This is a genomic window from Polaromonas sp., assembly GCF_029945925.1.
Lineage (GTDB): Bacteria > Pseudomonadota > Gammaproteobacteria > Burkholderiales > Burkholderiaceae_C > Polaromonas.
The window spans coordinates 26,897-45,594 of record NZ_JAQSDN010000061.1; the positions used below are offsets into that span (position 1 = coordinate 26,897).

Annotated in this window: 17 protein-coding genes, 2 pseudogenes and 1 other annotated feature; of the genes and pseudogenes, 4 read left to right on the top strand and 15 right to left on the bottom strand. The window is 62.4% G+C overall.

Features of this window, described 5'->3' with window-relative positions; translation table 11 throughout:
• Positions 1 to 9: 9 nt before the first annotated feature.
• Positions 10 to 648 carry a class I SAM-dependent methyltransferase gene (locus PSV40_RS19900; RefSeq protein ID WP_300541139.1) on the top strand — a complete coding sequence of 213 codons (639 nt, stop codon included), beginning with the start codon at positions 10 to 12 and terminating at the stop codon, positions 646 to 648.
• A 48-nt stretch (positions 649 to 696) separates the two neighbouring features.
• On the opposite strand, the gene PSV40_RS19905 is transcribed toward PSV40_RS19900, so the two are convergent.
• The 7 genes and pseudogenes from PSV40_RS19905 to PSV40_RS19930 form a co-directional block, all read right to left on the bottom strand.
• Positions 697 to 1,122: a GNAT family N-acetyltransferase gene (locus tag PSV40_RS19905; protein ID WP_300541141.1), complete on the bottom strand. Its 426-nt coding sequence runs from the start codon at positions 1,120 to 1,122 to the stop codon at positions 697 to 699.
• 77 nt (positions 1,123 to 1,199) lie between these two features.
• Positions 1,200 to 1,571, bottom strand: a complete 372-nt coding sequence (locus PSV40_RS19910; protein WP_300541143.1) for a hypothetical protein — start codon at positions 1,569 to 1,571, stop codon at positions 1,200 to 1,202.
• 132 nt (positions 1,572 to 1,703) lie between these two features.
• Positions 1,704 to 1,853, bottom strand: a pseudogene (locus tag PSV40_RS22900) (HNH endonuclease); the annotation flags it as partial.
• A 212-nt stretch (positions 1,854 to 2,065) separates the two neighbouring features.
• Positions 2,066 to 3,294, bottom strand: a protein-coding gene (locus PSV40_RS19915) for an IS3 family transposase (protein ID WP_300541145.1) whose coding sequence is annotated in 2 segments (ribosomal slippage) — positions 2,066 to 3,006 and positions 3,006 to 3,294 — 1,230 coding nt in all. Because the reading frame shifts where the segments join, the coding sequence is not laid out codon by codon here.
• Positions 2,900 to 3,016, bottom strand: a sequence feature (AL1L pseudoknot). Its footprint overlaps the gene before it by 117 nt.
• Positions 3,295 to 3,324: 30 nt before the next feature.
• Positions 3,325 to 3,711, bottom strand: a complete 387-nt coding sequence (locus PSV40_RS19920; RefSeq protein ID WP_300541147.1) for a hypothetical protein — start codon at positions 3,709 to 3,711, stop codon at positions 3,325 to 3,327.
• The gene (locus PSV40_RS19925) at positions 3,708 to 4,247 is read right to left on the bottom strand and encodes an ATP-binding protein (RefSeq protein ID WP_300541149.1); all 540 of its coding nucleotides are present in this window, start codon (positions 4,245 to 4,247) and stop codon (positions 3,708 to 3,710) included. Before PSV40_RS19925 ends, PSV40_RS19920 begins: the two co-directional genes overlap by 4 nt.
• Positions 4,248 to 4,670: 423 nt before the next feature.
• The gene (locus PSV40_RS19930) at positions 4,671 to 6,146 is read right to left on the bottom strand and encodes a GNAT family N-acetyltransferase (RefSeq protein WP_300541151.1); all 1,476 of its coding nucleotides are present in this window, start codon (positions 6,144 to 6,146) and stop codon (positions 4,671 to 4,673) included.
• A 297-nt stretch (positions 6,147 to 6,443) separates the two neighbouring features.
• Between PSV40_RS19930 and PSV40_RS19935 the strand changes: the two are divergent.
• A pseudogene (locus tag PSV40_RS19935) lies at positions 6,444 to 6,530 on the top strand (VOC family protein); the annotation flags it as partial.
• 195 nt (positions 6,531 to 6,725) lie between these two features.
• On the opposite strand, the gene PSV40_RS19940 reads toward PSV40_RS19935, so the two are convergent.
• Together PSV40_RS19940 and PSV40_RS19945 are read right to left on the bottom strand one after the other, a co-directional pair.
• Positions 6,726 to 6,974: a DUF3297 family protein gene (locus PSV40_RS19940; protein WP_300541153.1), complete on the bottom strand. Its 249-nt coding sequence runs from the start codon at positions 6,972 to 6,974 to the stop codon at positions 6,726 to 6,728.
• Positions 6,975 to 7,037: 63 nt separating this feature from the next.
• The gene (locus PSV40_RS19945) at positions 7,038 to 7,751 is read right to left on the bottom strand and encodes a YebC/PmpR family DNA-binding transcriptional regulator (RefSeq protein WP_300541155.1); all 714 of its coding nucleotides are present in this window, start codon (positions 7,749 to 7,751) and stop codon (positions 7,038 to 7,040) included.
• A 268-nt stretch (positions 7,752 to 8,019) separates the two neighbouring features.
• Here PSV40_RS19945 and PSV40_RS19950 point away from each other — a divergent pair, with 268 nt between their 5' ends.
• Positions 8,020 to 10,764 carry a cation-translocating P-type ATPase gene (locus tag PSV40_RS19950; RefSeq protein WP_300541157.1) on the top strand — a complete coding sequence of 915 codons (2,745 nt, stop codon included), beginning with the start codon at positions 8,020 to 8,022 and terminating at the stop codon, positions 10,762 to 10,764.
• Between the two features lie 169 nt (positions 10,765 to 10,933).
• Here the strand turns inward: PSV40_RS19950 and PSV40_RS19955 are convergent, their stop codons facing one another.
• Positions 10,934 to 11,638, bottom strand: coding sequence for a glutathione binding-like protein (locus PSV40_RS19955; protein WP_300541159.1), 705 nt, complete (start codon positions 11,636 to 11,638; stop codon positions 10,934 to 10,936).
• 160 nt (positions 11,639 to 11,798) lie between these two features.
• Here PSV40_RS19955 and PSV40_RS19960 point away from each other — a divergent pair, with 160 nt between their 5' ends.
• Entirely contained in the window at positions 11,799 to 12,275 is a 477-nt protein-coding gene (locus PSV40_RS19960) for a PaaI family thioesterase (protein ID WP_300541161.1), read from the top strand.
• 54 nt (positions 12,276 to 12,329) lie between these two features.
• On the opposite strand, the gene PSV40_RS19965 is transcribed toward PSV40_RS19960, so the two are convergent.
• From PSV40_RS19965 to hutU, 5 genes are all read right to left on the bottom strand, one after another.
• Entirely contained in the window at positions 12,330 to 13,121 is a 792-nt protein-coding gene (locus tag PSV40_RS19965) for an ABC transporter ATP-binding protein (protein WP_300541163.1), read from the bottom strand.
• Between the two features lie 133 nt (positions 13,122 to 13,254).
• Positions 13,255 to 14,028 carry an ABC transporter permease gene (locus PSV40_RS19970; RefSeq protein ID WP_300541165.1) on the bottom strand — a complete coding sequence of 258 codons (774 nt, stop codon included), beginning with the start codon at positions 14,026 to 14,028 and terminating at the stop codon, positions 13,255 to 13,257.
• 97 nt (positions 14,029 to 14,125) lie between these two features.
• Positions 14,126 to 15,070, bottom strand: coding sequence for an ABC transporter substrate-binding protein (locus PSV40_RS19975; RefSeq protein WP_300541167.1), 945 nt, complete (start codon positions 15,068 to 15,070; stop codon positions 14,126 to 14,128).
• A 55-nt stretch (positions 15,071 to 15,125) separates the two neighbouring features.
• Complete coding sequence (hutH, locus tag PSV40_RS19980) at positions 15,126 to 16,793, bottom strand: histidine ammonia-lyase (RefSeq protein WP_300541169.1); 1,668 nt, start codon at positions 16,791 to 16,793, stop codon at positions 15,126 to 15,128.
• Positions 16,794 to 16,894: 101 nt separating this feature from the next.
• Positions 16,895 to 18,613 carry a urocanate hydratase gene (hutU, locus tag PSV40_RS19985; RefSeq protein WP_300541171.1) on the bottom strand — a complete coding sequence of 573 codons (1,719 nt, stop codon included), beginning with the start codon at positions 18,611 to 18,613 and terminating at the stop codon, positions 16,895 to 16,897.
• Between the last annotated feature and the right edge of the window lie 85 nt (positions 18,614 to 18,698).

Here is an 18,698-nt window from a genome sequence, read left to right on the forward strand (position 1 = left end):
AGTCACGTCATGTTTCGCGGCGTCAGTCCGCACTTTTCACCGGATATATCGAAGGCGTCTGAAAAGATGTTCACCGACCCCTGGCTCAACCGATGGCTTCCCCTTGTGCTTGAGCGGGCGGACTCCGGCCCCGTGCTTGAGATTGGATGTGGCCACGGAGACGACACGGCTGTCCTCGCCGGCGCCGGGTTGAAGGTCCACGCCTTCGATCTTTCCAGTGTCTCAGCCGGCATCACGAAGGTTCGTGTGCCTGCGGCGGTGGTTGAGTGCCGAGACGTGCGAGAACCTTTCCCCGAAGTGGCAAGTGAGCTGGGGGTCGTCGTCGCCAGCCTGTCGATTCACTATTTCCCCTGGGCCGAGACGCAGGCCCTGGCAGGGCGCATCCGTTCAGCCTTGCGCCCTGGAGGTGTCTTTCTTTGCCGGCTCAACTCGGACCAGGACCACAACTTCGGCGCCAGCGGTCACCCCGAAATCGAGCCCAACTTTTTCATGGTCAAGGGTGAACCCAAACGCTTTTTCGATGAAGCCGCGATCACTTCACTTTTTGCAGAAGGCTGGAACACGCTTTCGCTTGAGCACTTTGTCACCAAGAAGTACGTCAGGTCCAAAGCGCTTTGGGAAGTGGTTCTTGAGCGTACGGATGCCTGAGCTTTCGCAGGTGCGCTTCATTGGTGGGCCGACCTGAGCGCGGGCAGGTCAATCGCCCAGAAGCTTGTGCAGGAAGTGCCTGTCGTGTAGCTTGTCGATGCCCCGGTAACCATGCAGAACACCTACTTCTTCGTATCCGACCTTCGGATAGAAATCGGGAGCCTGAAAGCTGAACGTGTTCAGCACAGCGTGCTTGCATCCTCGTTGAATGGCCTCCGACTCGGCCGCAGCCAGAATTTTTGACCCAAGGCCCGTCCCCCGATGCTCGGGTGCCACCCACAGGAAATACACGTCCAGGTAGTCCCAGTAGGTTTTGCCCGTCAGGCCACCGATGAGCGTGCCGTCATCCGCGCGCGCGAAGACGCAGAGCGTCCTGAAGACGGCTTCCGTGTGCGCGCGGTTATGTGCACGGACTTGAGCCGCGACGAGTTCCTCGTCTGCGGGTATCGGTGACTCGGTCACTTCCAGATTCATTTGCACTGATGTCTCGCTTTCAAATTGAATGTGTAGGCACGCGAAGCACGCTAGAGACCACTCGTCCGATGGGTGGATTAAGCGTCTCTCGGCACATATAGCGGAGAAACCCAGTTGTTTTCTTCCAACCACCGACGAAAGCCGTCATTCTCTCTACAGCCCAAGTTCAGGACCATCTCAATGCCGAAAATGGAGACAGCGAGGCATGCCTCTGAGGAGCGAGTAAGCAAGATGTCGAACTCATGCAGCAGTTCGAAGGACTGATTCCCGTCGCTAAAGATGGCGTTCACCGGATGCAGCGATCGAACCGTGAAAGGCCAATCCGGGCCTTCGTTGTAGCGTGCAAACCTGCGCAACTCTTCGAGGGCTGGCTGATCTACAAGCTCATTGTTCCACCCAGGCACGGATAGCGTTTTGAAAGCAAGCACTTCGAGACCTACTTTGGCCAAGAACCGTCCCATCTGCCGGTAGTCGGGTCGGTCTGTCCCATCCGTGGGCACCCAGGGAGGAATGCGACCCCGCTTGTTCGGAATCGCCATATCTGCCCGTAGAAGCCGAAACATCGGGGACTCAAGGAGCTGACGCTCTACCTTCCGCGCGAAATACTGGTTGCAGCCATCGCATACGGCTCCGACTGGTAACACATGATCAATGTTCCCCAGCGACTCTGGAATGATGTGCTCCACGGACACGCTGGTTGAGGAATCCTGTTTGCAGAAGATGCAGCGCATAGCGCTAAAGCCTAGACGCCACCATTTGGATACCTATGAATGAGTTGGAGGTATGCGCGATTCAAGAATAAAGCCAACTCAGCCATCATCGCCATCTCCTTCGCGAAGGATTCGCTGGTGAGGATCTCTTGCTCGAACAGTACATCTCCAGACTCCTCATCGACCTGAAGTTTTGAATCGCCCCGGGTTTCATGGAGGCTGTTTGGTTTAAGTCATGCCTCCACCGTGGAGACTTGACTGGCGAGTTGCCGGTAGTAGTTTGCCTCAGCTTCTGCCGGAGGGATATACCCGATGGGTCCGAGCAGCCGTTGATGGTTAAACCAGGACACCCATTCCAGCGTGGCCAGCTCCACCGACTCCCGGGTTGGCCAGGAGCGGCGGTGAATCAGCTCGGCCTTGTACAGCCCGTTGATCGTCTCGGCCAAAGCGTTGTCATAGCTGTCGCCCTTGCTGCCCACCGAAGGCTCTATGCCAGCCTCGGCCAAGCGCTCGGAGTAGCGAATGGAGACGTACTGGCTACCCCGGTCAGAATGGTGAATCAAGGCATCCTCGCGGCCCGGTTGGCGGTCGTACAGGGCCTGCTCCAGCGCATCGAGCACGAAGTCCGTGCGCATGGAGCTGCTGACCCGCCAGCCCACGATGCGCCGGGCAAACACGTCAATGACGAAGGCCACGTACAGCCAGCCCTGCCAGGTCGAGACATAGGTGAAGTCCGACACCCAAAGCTGATTGGGCCGATCAGCCAAGAACCGCCGGTTGACCCGATCCAGCGGGCACGGCGCCTTCATGTCGCTGATGGTGGTGCGCACCACCTTGCCACGGCGCACACCCTGCAAGCCCAGCCGTTTCATCAACCGCTCGACCGTGCACCGGGCAATGGCGACTCCCTCCCGATTCATCTGCTTCCAGACCTTGTCGGCGCCGTAGACACATTTGTTGGCCTGCCAGACGCGCTGGATATCTGACTTGAGGGTGTCGTCCGCCTTGGCGCGTGCACAGCGTAAATCCGGGTTGCGCTTGTGCGCGGCGTGGCGGCGGTAGCCCGAAGGGGCGATCTGCAAGACTTTGCAAATCGGCTCGACCCCGTGGGCAGCGCGATGCTGATCGATGAAGTCCCTCAGGACTTGAGTCGGCGGTCGAGCTCCGCCTGGGCAAAAAAAGCACTCGCCAGCTTCAAAATTTCGTTGGCCCGGCGCAGCTCCTTGACCTCTCGCTCCAGTTCCTTCACACGCTGCGCCTCGGCGGTAGTGACACCGTCTCGTACGCCGGTATCGACTTCTACGCGTTTGACCCATTCCAGCAACGTCTGCGGCACACAGCCGATCTTGGGGGCAATGGATTCGACCGCAGCCCACAGCGAGGGGTACTCCCCACGGTGCTCCTGCACCATCCTCACAGCGCGCTCGCGCACCTCGGGTGAAAACTTGTTTGATTTCTTCATGGCTCAATCCTCTCAGAGATTTGAGCCTCCTCAAAATCCGGGGCGATTCAGTTTCGGGTTCGATCGAAGGATACCTTGAACCTCACCTCCTGCCCGAAGTTCAATGAACGCGGAGTGCAGGATGCGATTTCTGTCACGACGCAGTTGATGCAAGAGTTTGGCTGAGGATTCGAATAGTTCCTTGAAATCGGATTCCAACTCCTGCGGTAGCTGACACTTTGGTAGGGCCTGGACGAATAGCCCGTGAACCTGGTCAATGAGCTTCTCGTTGGTTAGGTTTCGCAGGTCAGCCGGTGGCCAGTTCAAGCGAACCGGATCGAGGATGAACCATCCGATTTCACGAAGCTTGTTTTCTATCCATTGGAACGAGACGGTGAACTCGCCAATGCGCTGGTATATGAGTTCTTCGTGGTTCATAGGGTTGACTCTGAGGCGCCAAGCCGTTGCAGGCAAGTCTCCATCTCCTGGGGGCTCGGCATGTCGAGTATCACTATTGGAATATTCAAAGCTCTAGCAACGTGGGTTCCGTGTTCTTCCTCGGCCTCGCTGAATATGGCAAGCTCAGCTTCGCTCCAACTCATATCTTTTCTAGCTTGGAGGCGCTCCAGTAGCACGAGCACCGGGCAGCGAATCAACAATACTGCCGTGCAGCCGAGAGCGCGGAAAACTTCAGTGGACAGACGCTCATGGTCTCCAGCCGCACGTCGAAGAACGAAGTGCCCGTCCAGGACCAGCTTTGCGCCGCTCTCCCGAACCCGCCGCGCTGCCGAGACGAGCGCCAACTGGTTCTGCTCTACATCTGACACCACCTTTGCAGCGTCCCACGACGCCTGCCCACGTTCCTCACGGATGAGCTGGCTGGCAGTAGCGTGAATCAATCCAAGCTTCTCGCAGGCGGGTTTCGCGGCAAAGGTCTTCCCGGCGCCGTGGACGCCGGCGACGAGGATCGTCATCGCGCCTCCTCGATCAGACCAAATTGCTTGCCAACTCGACGCAGCTCGGTCGTACTCAGGTATCGGTACGACTGGGGTGGCCGGAAGCTTTTGAACAACGACTTCGGTGGAACGGGCTTGGGAGGGAGCGTCACTTCTCCCAGCAAGACTCCGTATGCCTCATCCTTTCCGGCGAAGTACTCCATGAGCTCCTTGCGCTGGAGGCCCGGACCGAGAGGAAGGCACTTGGTCCAAACCTTGGACGGTGATGCTACAAACGTGCCGTTGATGCCAACGATCCCGACGATTCGTTGGACTGGCGAGCTCGAATAGATGACAGCCAGACCTACGGGCTTCGCAGCCCATGTCCGGCGGAATTCGACCTTCTTGGCTCCCGACAGAATTAGTTCTGCAAACCGGGGCTTCACCGATAGCAGGATCGCTCTAGGACCCTCCGGCTGCAAGCACTCTTGAAAAGTTGTCATCGGAAATATTGGTAATTGATTGGATGGGGCCTGTAACGACACCATCATTCTGAAGCTGCTGGTAGGACACCGGCTTGGGCAAGTGTTTCACTAGCCTGAAGAGGATAACCTTGGTAGGTCGGGAAGCCATGCCTTCGATCTCTTTGATGCTGTACACGGTACGCCGACTGACCAGGGCTGCGATCTTAGCTGCATCGTCGAGTACTGCGAACTGGTCCACTACGCCCAGCGAGGTGACGGCTTGCTCGTCCTCTGTCCTGTAGAAGAGGAGCACGTCTCCCGGACGAATATTCTTCGCCGCCGCATGGCAGAGGTAGGCCAGCTTGATGGCATTGCCGACGCTTCCGCCGGCTACGAACAGGAGCGATTGGACCGCATCATAGTCAGGAAAGAGAATTCGATGATAGCCCTGCTGAATGGGCACCAAGAACTTGCGCACGTTGGTCCCGGCCTGGTAGTGGGGATAGAAGCGCTGGACGTACTCGTGAGGTGGTATCCCAGCATCGTCCGGAGCGGCAATGGGATGCCGCTTGACGAAAACACGGTCCGATCCGTAGTCGCCGCGGTCTTCGAAACCGAAGTCGATAAGCAGATTCACCAAGTAGTTGTGTTTATCCACGTCAGCATGGATGAAGATGTGCTCGCAGGCATTCTCTGTTCCATAGCGGAAGGCAGCCTTTAAGAAGAGCTCACCAATCTTTCGCCCTCGAACGCCCTGGCCAACCTTGAATGTGCACAGCTTCAGGGCTTTGCCGGCAAGTTTTGCACTGTTGTCGGTAATAGCTTCGTCGGTCTGAACGTCATAGATGCATATTGCGCCCAGAACTCCTGCGTCATCGCGATAGACCCACGCCTTCCTGTTCTCTCGGGCTTTCTTGCGGAACCAGTCGTCAAAACCAGCGTAGCCGTCACGTAAGCTGTTGTAGAACGCATGGGACAACTCCGGAGTCAGGCTATGCAGAGGCACATCATTGATGTTTGGCAGCGAGACATCGTGTGGCAGATGAAGCCGACGTAGCCAATCTTCTGCCGTTTGGATGTTGTAGGTGCGATTGCCAAGACCGCGCTCCCTGGCCTTGGTCAGAAGCCCTTTGTCCTCCGTGATCAACGCATGAGCCGCATCACACTCCAGCGCATACAGAATCTCGTTATCGCACGCGTCGTTTGGGCTCGTTGCGGGCGTGTTCCACGGACACTTGGCAGGTTGAACCAAGGCAGGGTATCGGCGGATGTGCTGGAGGTTTCTCACGCGCCGATCGAGGTCAGAATCCCGCTCGAAGTCAGCAATGCTTGCTGGGTGGTACCGCAATTGATGGCCGCCGACGAGCGCAAGCCGGTGGAAGCTGGCCAGATTTTCGCTGAGGACCGCATACGAGTCCTGAAGCGGAATCAGGACATTGGTATCGAGTAGAAGCGTGAGTTGCTTCGTCACCATTTTCCTCCCCTACATATTTTCGATAGCCAGTCGTGACAGAGTACAAAGAAACCATGCCTGACGCATCCTTCGAATGGAGGATGTGCGCAGTTGCCTATGCGTTTCGAAAGCGCCACGGTTAACGATGCGCACGGTGCACAACACTTGCTGCACGATATGAGCTGGAAGTTACTCGCGTTCGTTGACAAGTCCACCAGGAGTCAAGCATGACCTCCGCGCCGACACTCAGCTTCACCGTCAAGCACATTGACCACATCGTGCTTCAACATACCCACCCACGGGCCGGCTGCCGTGAACTTCGGGGCCGAGGGGGAGGGCTTGTCGCTTTACCTCTCTGACCCGGACGGCAATGCGGTTGAGTTGAAGGGCCCTGCGGAAGCCTGAAACCTCTGGGGGTTGAGCATTTGCTATTGAATCAGTAGCTGCTCGCGCCCGAATCCATTGGGCTGCAGCACGATCTGATGCGTCATTTGCAGCCGGATTGGTTAAAACTCAGGTTTTTGGATCTGCCGCCCGCCCCAGTGCAGCAACCAGGTCAGGCTGGGTGATCATGCCAACCAGCCGCTCGCCGCTGACTTCTTACTTGTAAAACGACTCGACCTTGCCCTTGAGCTTGATCATCAGCGGTTGGCCCTTGCGGTCCAGCGCCTTGCCGGCGGGCACCTTGATCCAGCGTTCGCTGATGCAGTACTCCTCGACATCGGTGCGCTCCTTGTCGTTGAAGCGGATACCGATGTCGTGTTCAAACACGGCGGCGACGTGGTGCGGGCTGCGTGGGTCCGCGGACAGGTGGTCGGGCAGAGGGGGGCGTTCAATGGTGTCGGTCATGGATATATTTTTGGTTAGCGCGAATCGTCAGCCATTTTCCCTGATTTGGGATTGGCATCCGCTTCAACCCCCCAGGCCCGCAAACACATTCTGCACATCGTCGTTGGCATCGATGGCGGCCAGGAAGGCTTCCACTTCTTCCAGATCCGCGGCGCTCAGGCTGGCCGGGTCCACAGGGTTTTTGGCCTTGTAGCCGAGCTTGGCCGATAGCACGGTAAAGCCCTGGGCCGGCAGCGCGCGGCTGACGATGTCGAGGTCGCTCGCGTCGGTCAGAAACATCGTGGTGCCTTCTTCATCGCCGGGCTCGAAGTCCTGGGCGCCCGCTTCGATGGCGGCGAGTTCGGGGTCTGCGCCCGCTGCCGTGGGTTCGGCCTCGATCATGCCGACATGGTCGAAATCCCAGGACACCGAGCCGGAGGTGCCGAGCTGCCCCTTGCGGAACAACACGCGCATTTCAGGGGCGGTGCGGTTCAGGTTGTCGGTCAGGCATTCGACCATGACGGGGACGCGGTGCGGTGCGAAACCTTCGTAAATCACGTGTTCATAATGAACCGTGTCCCCCGTGAGGCCGGCGCCTTTCTTGATGGCGCGCTCCAGGGTGTCCTTGGGCATGGACACCTTGCGGGCCTGCTCGACCACCAGCCGCAGGCGTGCGTTCGACGCTGGGTCGGCGCCGTTGCGTGCCGCGATCATGATGTCCTTGGCCAGCCGGCCAAACAGTTTGCCCTTGGCATTGGCTGCCAGTTCCTTGCCTTTTGCTTTCCACTGCGCGCCCATGCTTGAAATTCCTTGGTGTTGCGGCGCTTGCATGCGCCTGGCTGGTTCGGGGTGAGGGGGTCTGCGCGCTGTTTGAAACGCCGCGGCACATCACCCGAGGGTTCCGGTTATACACCCATCCCCGGGCGGTTCCGGCCGTTTGCGCAGGGTCAGGCGAGTACGCGACCCTTTCCCCGCCCGGTCGAGCGCTGTCTCGTCTACCATCAGAAAAAGGGAGCCAGGCCGTCATGGCCGCAACTCTCCCAACCCTGGACCAAAAAAAATGGCCATGCCCACGCCTTCACCTCACCGGCCCCAGTCCCCCAGAGGGATGCCCGAGGCATTCGCCCGCCAGGGCCTGAGTGCCAGCGAGGCCGCACGCCGCCTCGCCGATCAGGGGCCCAACCTGCTGCCCGGCAGCGAACCCAAGTCCACCGCGGCCATCGTGCGCGAAGTGGTCACCGAACCGATGTTCCTGATGCTGCTGGCCGCCGGCGGCATTTACCTGGCGCTGGGCGACCGGGGCGAGGCGCTGTTCCTGCTGAGCTTTGTGTTCGTGGTCATCGGCATCACGCTGGTGCAAGAGCGCAAAACGCAGCGCGCACTGGAGTCGCTGCGCGACCTCTCGGCCCCGCGCGCCCTGGTGATACGGGACGGGCAGGAGCAGCGCATTGCCGGACGCGAGGTGGTGCTGGGCGATCTGCTGGTGCTGCACGAGGGTGACCGCATAGCCGCCGATGCGCTGCTGGTGGACGGCCAGCTGGAGGTTGATGAATCGTTGCTCACGGGCGAGGCCGTGCCCGTGAGCAAGCTGCCCGCGACGACGGGCGAGCAGCCGTTGGCACACGAAGTGGCAAGCGTGGGGGCATCGGCCGCCAGCGCCGGGCCGCCCCAAGCAAGGCCAGCCCCCTCGGGGGGCAGCGCAGCACACGAAGTGGCAAGCGTGGGGGCCCTATTCGCCAGCACCGTGGTCACGCGCGGCGTGGGCCTGGCCGAGGTCTGCGCCATCGCCGCCCACACGGCGGTCGGGCGCATCGGCGCCGACCTGGCTGCCACCACCGAGCCGCCTTCGACGCTTCAGCAGCGTTCGCGCAAGCTGGTGCGCCAGCTCGGCGTGGCCGCACTGCTGCTGGCCAGCGCCCAGGTCCTGCTGGGCTGGTGGTGGAACGACCAGCCATTGCTGGAGAGCCTGCTCTCCGGCATTGCGCTGGCCATGGCCATCCTGCCCGAGGAGATCCCGGTCATCCTCACCGTTTTCCTGGCCCTGGGCGCGTGGCGCATCTCCCGGCACAAGGTGCTGACGCGGCGCGTCACCGCCGTCGAGGCGCTGGGCGCCATCACCGTGCTCGCGGTGGACAAGACCGGCACGCTGACGGTGAACCGCATGGCTGTGGCCGAGCTCGCCACCACTGATGCGCACTTTCAGCCGGAGGGTGCGGACCGCCTGGCTGAGGAATTTCATCCGCTGCTGGAATTTGCCATGCTGGCCACGCCCGGTGACCCGTTCGACCCGATGGAAAAGGCGATCCAGCACTTTGGCCACCACTGGCTGGCCGGCACCGAGCATGTGCACGAGGGCCGCGAGCCCGAGTTTGAGTACGCGCTGTCGGGCGAGATTCTGGCCATGACACGCGTGTTTGCCAGTGACCATCCTTCGCAACACCTGCTGGCCACCAAGGGCGCGCCTGAGGCGGTGGCCGACCTGTGCCACCTCGACGTGGCTCAGCGTGATGCCATCGGCCGGCAGGTGGAAAACATGGCAGAACGCGGTCTGCGCGTGCTCGGCGTGGCGCGTGGGCGCTGGAGCGGGCAGGCTGCCGAGCCGGCCGCGGCTCCGCCCTGGCCGCAAAGCCAGCACGACTTCGATTTCGAGTTTCTCGGCCTGGTCGCCCTGGCCGACCCGCCGCGCCCCGAGGTGCCTGCCGCGTTGGCCGAGTGCCGGCAGGCCGGCGTGCGCGTGATCATGATGACCGGCGACCACCCCGCCACGGCCCTGGCCATCGCGCGCCAGGTTGGCCTGTCGGAGCGCCCGGACGTGATCACCGGCGCCGAGATCGAGGCCCTGGACGATGCCACCCTGCGCCAGCGGCTGCGCCATGTGGACCTGTGTGCACGCCTGAAGCCCCAGCACAAGCTGCGCCTGGTGCAACTGCTGCGCGCCGATGGCGAGGTGGTGGCCATGACCGGCGACGGCGTCAACGACGCGCCCGCGCTCAAGGCCGCCGATGTGGGCATTGCCATGGGCGAGCGCGGCACCGACGTGGCGCGCGAGGCCGCCGCGCTGGTGCTGCTCGACGACAGCTTTGCCCGCATCGTGGCCGCGATCCGCCAGGGCCGGCGCATTGACGACAACATCCGCAAGGCCACGCGGTTTGTGTTTGCCGTGCACGTGCCCATCATCGCGCTGGCGCTGGTGCCCACGCTGCTGCAATGGCCCGCGTTGCTGCTGCCGGTGCATATCGTGCTGCTACAGCTATTGATCGACCCGACTTGTGCGGTGGTTCTGGAGGCTGAGCCTGAAGCCCCCGGCCTGATGGAGCGTCCGCCCCGCCCGGCGAGCGACTCCCCCTTTGCGCCGGCTGCGCTGGCCTACGCGGTGTTGCAGGGCGCGGGCATCGCGGCAGTGCTGCTTCTGTGCACCGCGTGGTTGAGCGCCCATGGCGGGAGTGCTGCGCAGATCCGGACAGTTGTGTTTGGCACGCTGATGCTGAATGTGCTGCTACTGATTTTGGCCAACCGCGACCTGGCCCGACCTGCTTTTCTGTCGGCAATGGCGCCCACGACCTGGTTATGGCGCATTGCCTTTGCGATGGTCACGCTATTGGTGGCGGTGCTCGGCCTGCCGTGGTTGCGGGAACTGATGGGCCTGGCCCTGCCGGGCGCCCGGGAGCTGACACTCGCCGCCGGGCTGGTGGCTCTGTGTCTGGTCTGGCTGGAGTTGGTACGGATGCTGGGGCAGCGCCTGGGACTTAAGCCGCGAATACCAGGAAACCTGCCAGTCGGGATGACAGGCGGGGACGTGGATGACGCCTGAAGTTGTCATTGCGGACTTGATCCGCAATCCATGCCTCGCGGGCCTGCCCGGTGGAACATGCGGCATGGATCCCGGCTCAAGGCCGGGATGACAGACTTTTTGGCTTATGTAAGTGCCATTCTCCTTAATCCTGATTCATGCCTGTGGTCTTTGCCCGCAGGCATCACGGTCATGTCCGCGCGGGAATGCCCAGGCCTTTGACAACCGCCGGCCGCGCCACAAACGTTTCCAGCACACGCAGCACGTTAGGAAAGTCGGTGATGCCGACCAGCTCACCGGCCTCATAGAACCCGATCAGGTTGCGCACCCAGCCGAAGGTGGCGATGTCGGCGATGGTGTAGTCGTCGCCCATGATCCAGGTCCGGCCGGCGAGCCGCCGTTCCAGCACCCCGAGCAGCCGTTTCGTTTCAGCCAGGTAGCGGTCGCGCGGACGCTTGTCGTCGTAGTCCTTGCCGGCGAACTTGTGGAAGAAACCGAGCTGGCCGAACATCGGGCCGATGCCGCCCATCTGGAACATCAGCCACTGGATGGTTTCATAACGGCCGGCGGCGTCGGGTGGCAGGAATTTTCCGGTTTTTTCAGCCAGGTAGATCAGGATGGCGCCGGACTCGAACAGGCCCAGCGGCTTGCCGCCCGGGCCGTTCGGGTCGAGGATGGCCGGGATCTTGTTGTTGGGGCTCAGCGAGATGAATTCCGGCGACATCTGGTCGTGGGTCTCGAAGCTCACGAGGTGCGGCTCGTAAGGCAGGCCGGTCTCTTCCAGCATGATCGAGACCTTGACGCCGTTGGGCGTGGGCAGTGAATAAAGCTGGATGCGCTCGGGATGCAGCGCAGGCCATTTCCGGGTGATGGGGAAGGCAGAGAGATCGTTCATGGCGGGGTGGTGCGGTGCGGAGTGGACGGTTGTTGGAACGGCAACTGTAGACCAAGCCCGCGGCCTGCGTATTCCGCGCGGCGGCGAGGCCGCAGGCCGACCATCACGCCGCAGTCGCCGAGCGGACGGGCCGCGAGCCGCGCGCCGGTTAGCATCCGGAATGCCTGAAACCACCTCTGCCTCTTCGTCCGCCATCCCCGATGGTTTTGTTCCTGTTCGTGTCGGTGGCCCCTTTATCGAGGTCAATGGCCCGTTCTACGCGCGGCTGGAAGGCCAGCGTCTGCTGCTGGGCTTTCGTGTCGAGGAACGGCACAGCAACCCGCTGCAGATGTGCCACGGCGGTATGCTGGCGTCGTTTGCGGACATGATGCTGCCCTGCGCGGCGATGTACCAGACCGACACCGACAGGCGTTTCCTGCCGACCATCAGCCTGCAAATCGATTACCTGGCGCCGGCCAGGCTGGGGGCGTGGGTGCAAGGCCAGGCCGACATCCTGCGCAGCACGCGCAACATTATTTTCATCCAGGGCCTGGTGACGGCCGACGGTGAGCCGGCCTTGCGCATCAGCGGCATTTTCAAGCAGGGACCGCTGATCGGCGACGGCAAAGACCACGATCCGTTTTTGCTACGAAGTTGATAGCTGCTGGCGCAAGCAGATCAAGGGCTGGAGCCGTTTTTTTCTTGAAAGTGTTCAGGCAGCCCCGGTCAGCAGACCGGCGGCACGCTGCACCTCGATGCGGATCTCTTCAGTCAGGCGCGCCTTCAACTCCATGAACACCGGCGTGGTCTTGACCGAGTAGTGGCGCGGGTGGGCAATGTCTACCTTCAGGTCGCACTTGATGCGGCCGGGGCGCGCGCTCATCACCACCACGCGGTTGCCCATGAAGATGGCCTCGTCGATGTCGTGGGTCACAAACAGCACGGTTTTGCGTTCGGCCTCCCAGATGCCCTGCAGCAGTTCCTGCATCAGCTCGCGGGTCTGGTGGTCCAGCGCGCCGAAGGGCTCGTCCATCAGCAACATGCGCGGGTTGTTGGCCAGCGCGCGCGCCAGTGCGGTGCGCTGCTGCATGCCGCCCGAGAGCTGCTTGGGGAAATGGTTCTCGAAACCCTTCAGGCCCACCTTGTTGATGAAGGGACGCGCAATCGCATGCTGTTCGGCCAGCGGCAGGCCTTTTTCGCGCAGGCCAAAACAGACGTTCTCGAGAATGCTGAGCCAGGGGAACAGGGTGTAGCTCTGGAACACCATGCCGCGGTCAGCGCCCGGACCGGTGACCGGCCGGCCGTCCAGCGTGATGCTGCCGGTGCTCGGGGTGTCCAGCCCGGCCACCATGCGCAGCAGCGTGCTTTTGCCGCAGCCCGAGGGGCCGAGGATGGTGATGAAGTCGTTCTCGGCCACACTGAGGTCGGTGGCCTGCAGTGCGACCGTGCCGCCGTTGGCGCCGGCGAATGTCTTGGAGACCTGGGAAATTTCAAGAATGGTCATGGATAAGCAATGCAGTGGGACGAGTCTGGACGCTGTCTTTTCAAGCCGGGGCCGCGGAACCGGCTTTGCCGGGCCGCAGGCGCAGCGCCCCCCCGGGGGGCAGCGCAGCACACGAAGTGGCAAGCGTGGGGGCTCACAATCTTGCCCACGGGAACAACTTTCGGTTCAGGGCTTTAAATGCAAAGTCGGTGACCAGGCCAATCACGCCGATCACGATGATGCCGAAGATGATCTGGTCGGTGGCCAGCAGCGCCTGGCTGTCGGTGATCATGTGGCCGATGCCGCTGGACGCGCCTATCAGCTCGGCGACGATCACGTAGGTCCAGGCCCAGCCCAGCACCATGCGCAGCGTTTCGGCAATCTCGGGCGCGCTGCTGGGCAGCAGCACCCGCGTGACGATGCCGCGGTCGCCCGCGCCCAGCGTGTAGGCGGCTTCGACCAGGTCGCGCCGCGTGTTGCCCACACTGACCGCGAACATCAGCACCAGCTGGAAAAACGAGCCGATAAAAATAACCGCCAGCTTTTGCGCTTCACCAATGCCGGCCCAGAGGATCAGCAGCGGAATGAAGGCCGAGGCCGGCAGGTAACGCGCAAAACTCACAAAGGGTTCAAAAAAGGCTTCGATAGGTTTGTAGGCGCCCATCAGCACACCCAGCGGCACGGCCAGCACGGCAGCGATCAGGAAGCCGCCCAGCACGCGCCACACCGTCATGCCGATGTCCTTGATGAAACCCTGGTTGACCAGCAGGTCGTAACCCGAGCGCACCATGGTCACCGGGTCGGCGAGAAAGGTTTTGGACACGTAGCCGCCGAAAGTGGCAAAGGCCCACACCGCGAAGAAGAGGACGAAGAAAGAAGTGCCCAGCGTGATGCGGACACCGGGGGCGACAGGTTGGAGAGGGCGCATCGTTGTGTGTATTTGGGGCCTATCATCCCGGACTCGATCCGGGATCCATGACCCGGGCGCCGTCAGCAACGGCGCCCGGGCATGAATGACAAGTTGGTTATTTCAGGAATCGCGTGTCAGCCAGCTTGCTCATGTCGGGCAGCGCCTTGATGACACCGGCTTCCAGCAGCAGCTCGGCGGCTTCCTTGCTGAAGGCGGCGTGTTCACCGGCAAAGAACTTCTGGTTGGCGGCGCGGTCCTGCCAGCGCAGGTACTTCTGGCTGGCCTCGAACTTGTCGGCCGGCTGCTTGACGTCGGCGCCCATGATTTCAAAACTCTTCTGCGGGTCCTTCTTGATCATCTCGAGCGCTTCGAAATAGCTGTCGGCCAGGGCCTTGGCGGCTTTCGGGTTGTCGGCCAGGAACTTGGGCGTGCAGCCCACGGTGTCCATGATCATCGGGTAGTCCAGCGTGGTGGCGATGATCTTGCCGGCTTCCGGTTTGGCACGCACGGCGCCCAGGTAAGGCTCGTAAGTCATGGCCGCGTCGATGCCGTCGGTGCCGGCAATCATCGCGTTGGCGGCGGCTTGCGGCTCGAGGTTGACGATTTTCACGTCTTTCGGGCTCAGGCCGTTTTTCTTGAGCATCCAGGCCAGGGTGAACCAGGGCGCGGTGCCGGGCGCGCTGGCAGCTACGGTTTTGCCCTTGAGGTCGCTGATCTTGCTGATGTTGGGTTTGACCACCATACCGTCGGCGCCGTAACTCTTGTCGAGCTGGAAGATCTGCGTGGTGGCGACGCCGTTGGCGTTCCAGACGATCCAGGTCTCCACCGTGGTGGCGGCGCACTGCACGTCACCGGAGGCAATGGCGAGGTGACGGTCTTTCTGCGGGATCTTCTTGATCGACACGTCCAGGCCGTTCTTCTTGAAGATGCCGGCTTCCTTGGCCAGGGTCAGCGGCGCAAAGCCGGTCCAGCCCGACATGCCCAGCGTGATTTTGGTTTCCTGGGCTTGCGCGCTTGCGCAGGCCAGGGCGACGAGGGACAGGGTCAGCAGCTTCTTCATGGGAACTCCTTGGGTTGACTTGCGAAGGGACGGGTGATCGGAGGGTATGCAGTGTTCATGCCAGGGCCATGGGGGCCGGTGCCGTATTGGCCAAACGCAGGGCATGCAGTTCCGGCATGTCCGCATCCAGTGCGCGTGCAATGTCACCACTTGCCACCAGATGGTGCACGGCCTCCATGTCGCGGGCCAGGCTGCGGTCTTCCATCATGGCCGGCGAAACGATGCGGATCAGGCGCAACACGCGCTCGAGCGGCGCAGAGCTTTTCAACGGGCGTAAAAATTCAATGCCCTGGGCCGCGGCCAGCAACTCGATGCCGACGATATGCGCCGTGTTGCGCAGCATGGGCTGCAGGCGGCGTGCCGCAAAGGTGGCCATGCTGACGTGGTCTTCCTGGTTGGCCGAGGTTGGCAGGCTGTCCACGCTGGCCGGGTGCGCCAGCGACTTGTTCTCGGAGGCCAGCGCGGCCGCCGTGACGTGCACGATCATGAAGCCGGAGTTGAGCCCGGCGTCTGGTGTGAGGAAAGGCGGCAGGCGCGACACCACGGTATCGACCAGCATGGCGATGCGGCGCTCGGTGATGGCGCCGATCTCTGCAATGGCTACGGCCAGCGCGTCGCAGGCCAACGCGACCGGCTCGGCGTGGAAATTCCCGCCGGAGAGCAGGCTGCCTGTGACCGCTCCTACCTTCGTTTCCGTTCGCCCTGAGCCTGTCGAAGGGTCTGCGGCTTCGACAGGCTCAGCCCGAACGGATGGAATGTCGGCAAACACCAGCGGGTTGTCGGTCACGGCATTGGCCTCGATCGCCAGCACCCTGGCGGCGTAACGCATCTGGTCCAGGCAGGCACCCATGACCTGCGGCTGGCAGCGCAGGCAATACGGGTCCTGTACACGGTCGTCGTTGTCCAGGTGCGAGCGGCGAATTTCGCTGCCGACCATCAGCGCGCGGTAGGCGGCCGCGCAGGTGATTTGCCCGGGCTGGCCGCGCACCGCATGGATGCGCGGGTCAAACGGGCCATCGCTGCCGCGCGCGGCGTCCAGCGTCATGGCGCCGGAGATCACCGCCGCTTCAAGCAGACGCTCGGTGGCGAACAGTGCGTCGAGCGCCAGCGCGGTTGAGACCTGCGTGCCGTTGATCAGCGCCAGGCCTTCCTTGGCCGAGAGCTGCAGGGCTTGCAGGCCGGCCTGCTTCAGCGCAGCGGCGGCCGGCAATCGCTGGTCCTTGTAGAAAACTTCGCCTTCGCCGATCAGCGGCAGACACAAATGGGCCAGCGGCGCCAGGTCGCCCGAAGCGCCCACCGAGCCCTGGCAGGGAATGACAGGACAGATGCCGTGGTTGTGCAGTGCCAGCAGGGCGTCGATGACTTCCTCGCGCACACCCGAATAACCCCGCGCCAGGCTGGCCGCCTTGAGCAGCAGGATCAGGTGCACCACGCGGCGAGACAGCGGCTCGCCAACACCGACCGCGTGCGAACGCAGCAGTTTGAGCTGCAAAATGGCCAGGTCTTCCTTTGCGATACGCGTGTTGGCCAGCTTGCCGAAGCCGGTGTTCACGCCATACACCGCCGCGCCACCGCTGGCGGCCTGGTGGACCAGCGACGCGCTGGCACGCACGCCCGGCCGGCAGGCCGCGTCCAGCCGGACGGGTGGCGGCAGGACCGCGCAAAGGCGGCGCAACTGCGCCATGGACAGCTGGCCGGGAATCAGGAGTTCTTTGTCTGGCATGGGTGCTTGCTTATCCGTTCGCCCTGAGCTTGTCGAAGGGTTCCCATGCAGTTCGGGACAGGCTTCGATCCTTCGTCAAGCTCAGGACAGCTTCGGTGGGTTCAGCCGATCATGGGCAGGTTCAAACCGTTTTCTTTCGCACTGGCGATGGCGATCTCGTAGCCGGCATCGGCATGGCGCATCACGCCGGTGGCCGGGTCGTTGAACAGAACGCGTTCGATACGCTCTGCCGCTTCGTCGGTGCCGTCGCAGACGATGACCACCCCCGAGTGCTGCGAATACCCCATGCCGACGCCGCCGCCGTGGTGCAGGCTGACCCAGGTGGCGCCGCTGGCGGTGTTGAGCAGGGCGTTGAGCAGCGGCCAGTCGCTGACCGCGTCGCTGCCGTCCTTCATGGCTTCGGTTTCGCGGTTCGGCGAGGCGACCGATCCGCTGTCGAGGTGGTCGCGGCCGATCACGATGGGTGCCTTGAGCTCGCCCGACTTCACCATCGCGTTGAAAGCCAGGCCCGCCAAATGCCGTTCGCCCAGGCCTATCCAGCAGATGCGTGCCGGCAGGCCCTGGAAGCTGATGCGTTCCTCGGCCATGTCCAGCCAGCGGTGCAGCGGCTTGTTGTCGGGGAAGAGTTCCTTCATCTTCGCGTCGGTCTTGCGGATGTCTTCGGGGTCACCACTGAGCGCCACCCAGCGGAAGGGGCCAACGCCGCGGCAGAACAGCGGCCGGATGTAGGCGGGCACAAAGCCCGGGTAGTCAAACGCGTTGGCGACGCCGAAGTCCTTGGCGACCTGGCGCAGGTTGTTGCCGTAGTCCACGGTGGGGATGCCCATGGCGTGAAATTCGAGCATGGCCTTGACATGGGTGGCGCAGGATTCGCCGGCTGCTTTCGTCAGCGCCGCATGTTGTGCCGGGTCTTTCTGCGCGGCCTGCCATTGCGCGACGCTCCAGCCCGCAGGCAGGTAGCCGTTGATGATGTCGTGCGCCGAGGTCTGGTCCGTCACCAGGTCGGGGCGCATGCCGCCGGCCGCGGCGCGGCGAGCCAGCTCGGGCACGATCTCGGCCGCGTTGCCGCACAGGGCAATCGACACCGCTTCCTTGCGGCTGGTGTGATGCTTGATCAACTCCAGCGCTTCGTCGAGGTCTTTGGCCTGCTTGTCGACGTATCGGGTGCGCAGACGGAAATCGATGCGCGACTGCTGGCACTCGATGTTGAGCGAACAGGCGCCGGCGAAGGTGGCCGCCAGCGGCTGCGCACCGCCCATGCCGCCCAGGCCGGCGGTCAGCACCCAGCGGCCGGCTAAATCTCCGTTGAAATGCTGGCGGCCGGCTTCGACAAAGGTTTCGTAGGTGCCCTGGACGATGCCCTGCGTGCCGATGTAGATCCAGCTGCCGGCTGTCATCTGGCCGTACATCATCAGGCCGGCGCGGTCGAGCTCGTTGAAGTGTTCCCAGGTAGCCCATTTGGGCACCAGGTTGGAGTTGGCGATCAGCACGCGTGGCGCGCCAGGGTGGGTGCGGAACACGCCGACCGGTTTGCCTGATTGCACCAGCAGGGTTTCGTCGGGCTTGAGTTTTCGCAGCGAGTCGAGGATGGCATCGAAAGCCGGCCAATTGCGCGCTGCCTTGCCGATGCCGCCATAGACCACGAGCTCGTCGGGGTTCTCGGCAACTTCCGGGTCCAGGTTGTTCTGGATCATGCGGTAGGCCGCTTCGATCTGCCAGTTGGCGCAGCTCAGGGTGCTGCCGCGCGGCGCACGCACCGGCCTGGCCTGGCTGTCGAGGAAAGGGGTTTGTGAAAGGTCTGACACGGCTGGCTCCTTCATGGCTGTCTTGGCGGGCCGGATGGGACACGCAAGATTCGTTCCGGCAAATCCTAGTTGTCTATACAACTTGTGTCAACTGGGGTAA

Excerpts from the sequence above, each read along its gene's own strand:
- PSV40_RS19900 (WP_300541139.1), top strand. The coding sequence starts at position 10 with ATGTTTCGCGGCGTCAGTCCGCACTTTTCACCGGATATATCGAAGGCG.
- PSV40_RS19905 (WP_300541141.1), bottom strand. The coding sequence starts at position 1,122 with ATGAATCTGGAAGTGACCGAGTCACCGATACCCGCAGACGAGGAACTC.
- PSV40_RS19920 (WP_300541147.1), bottom strand. The coding sequence starts at position 3,711 with ATGAACCACGAAGAACTCATATACCAGCGCATTGGCGAGTTCACCGTC.
- PSV40_RS19925 (WP_300541149.1), bottom strand. The coding sequence starts at position 4,247 with ATGACGATCCTCGTCGCCGGCGTCCACGGCGCCGGGAAGACCTTTGCC.
- PSV40_RS19930 (WP_300541151.1), bottom strand. The coding sequence starts at position 6,146 with ATGGTGACGAAGCAACTCACGCTTCTACTCGATACCAATGTCCTGATT.
- PSV40_RS19940 (WP_300541153.1), bottom strand. The coding sequence starts at position 6,974 with ATGACCGACACCATTGAACGCCCCCCTCTGCCCGACCACCTGTCCGCG.
- PSV40_RS19945 (WP_300541155.1), bottom strand. The coding sequence starts at position 7,751 with ATGGGCGCGCAGTGGAAAGCAAAAGGCAAGGAACTGGCAGCCAATGCC.
- PSV40_RS19950 (WP_300541157.1), top strand. The coding sequence starts at position 8,020 with ATGCCCACGCCTTCACCTCACCGGCCCCAGTCCCCCAGAGGGATGCCC.
- PSV40_RS19955 (WP_300541159.1), bottom strand. The coding sequence starts at position 11,638 with ATGAACGATCTCTCTGCCTTCCCCATCACCCGGAAATGGCCTGCGCTG.
- PSV40_RS19960 (WP_300541161.1), top strand. The coding sequence starts at position 11,799 with ATGCCTGAAACCACCTCTGCCTCTTCGTCCGCCATCCCCGATGGTTTT.
- PSV40_RS19965 (WP_300541163.1), bottom strand. The coding sequence starts at position 13,121 with ATGACCATTCTTGAAATTTCCCAGGTCTCCAAGACATTCGCCGGCGCC.
- PSV40_RS19970 (WP_300541165.1), bottom strand. The coding sequence starts at position 14,028 with ATGCGCCCTCTCCAACCTGTCGCCCCCGGTGTCCGCATCACGCTGGGC.
- PSV40_RS19975 (WP_300541167.1), bottom strand. The coding sequence starts at position 15,070 with ATGAAGAAGCTGCTGACCCTGTCCCTCGTCGCCCTGGCCTGCGCAAGC.
- hutH (WP_300541169.1), bottom strand. The coding sequence starts at position 16,793 with ATGCCAGACAAAGAACTCCTGATTCCCGGCCAGCTGTCCATGGCGCAG.
- hutU (WP_300541171.1), bottom strand. The coding sequence starts at position 18,613 with ATGAAGGAGCCAGCCGTGTCAGACCTTTCACAAACCCCTTTCCTCGAC.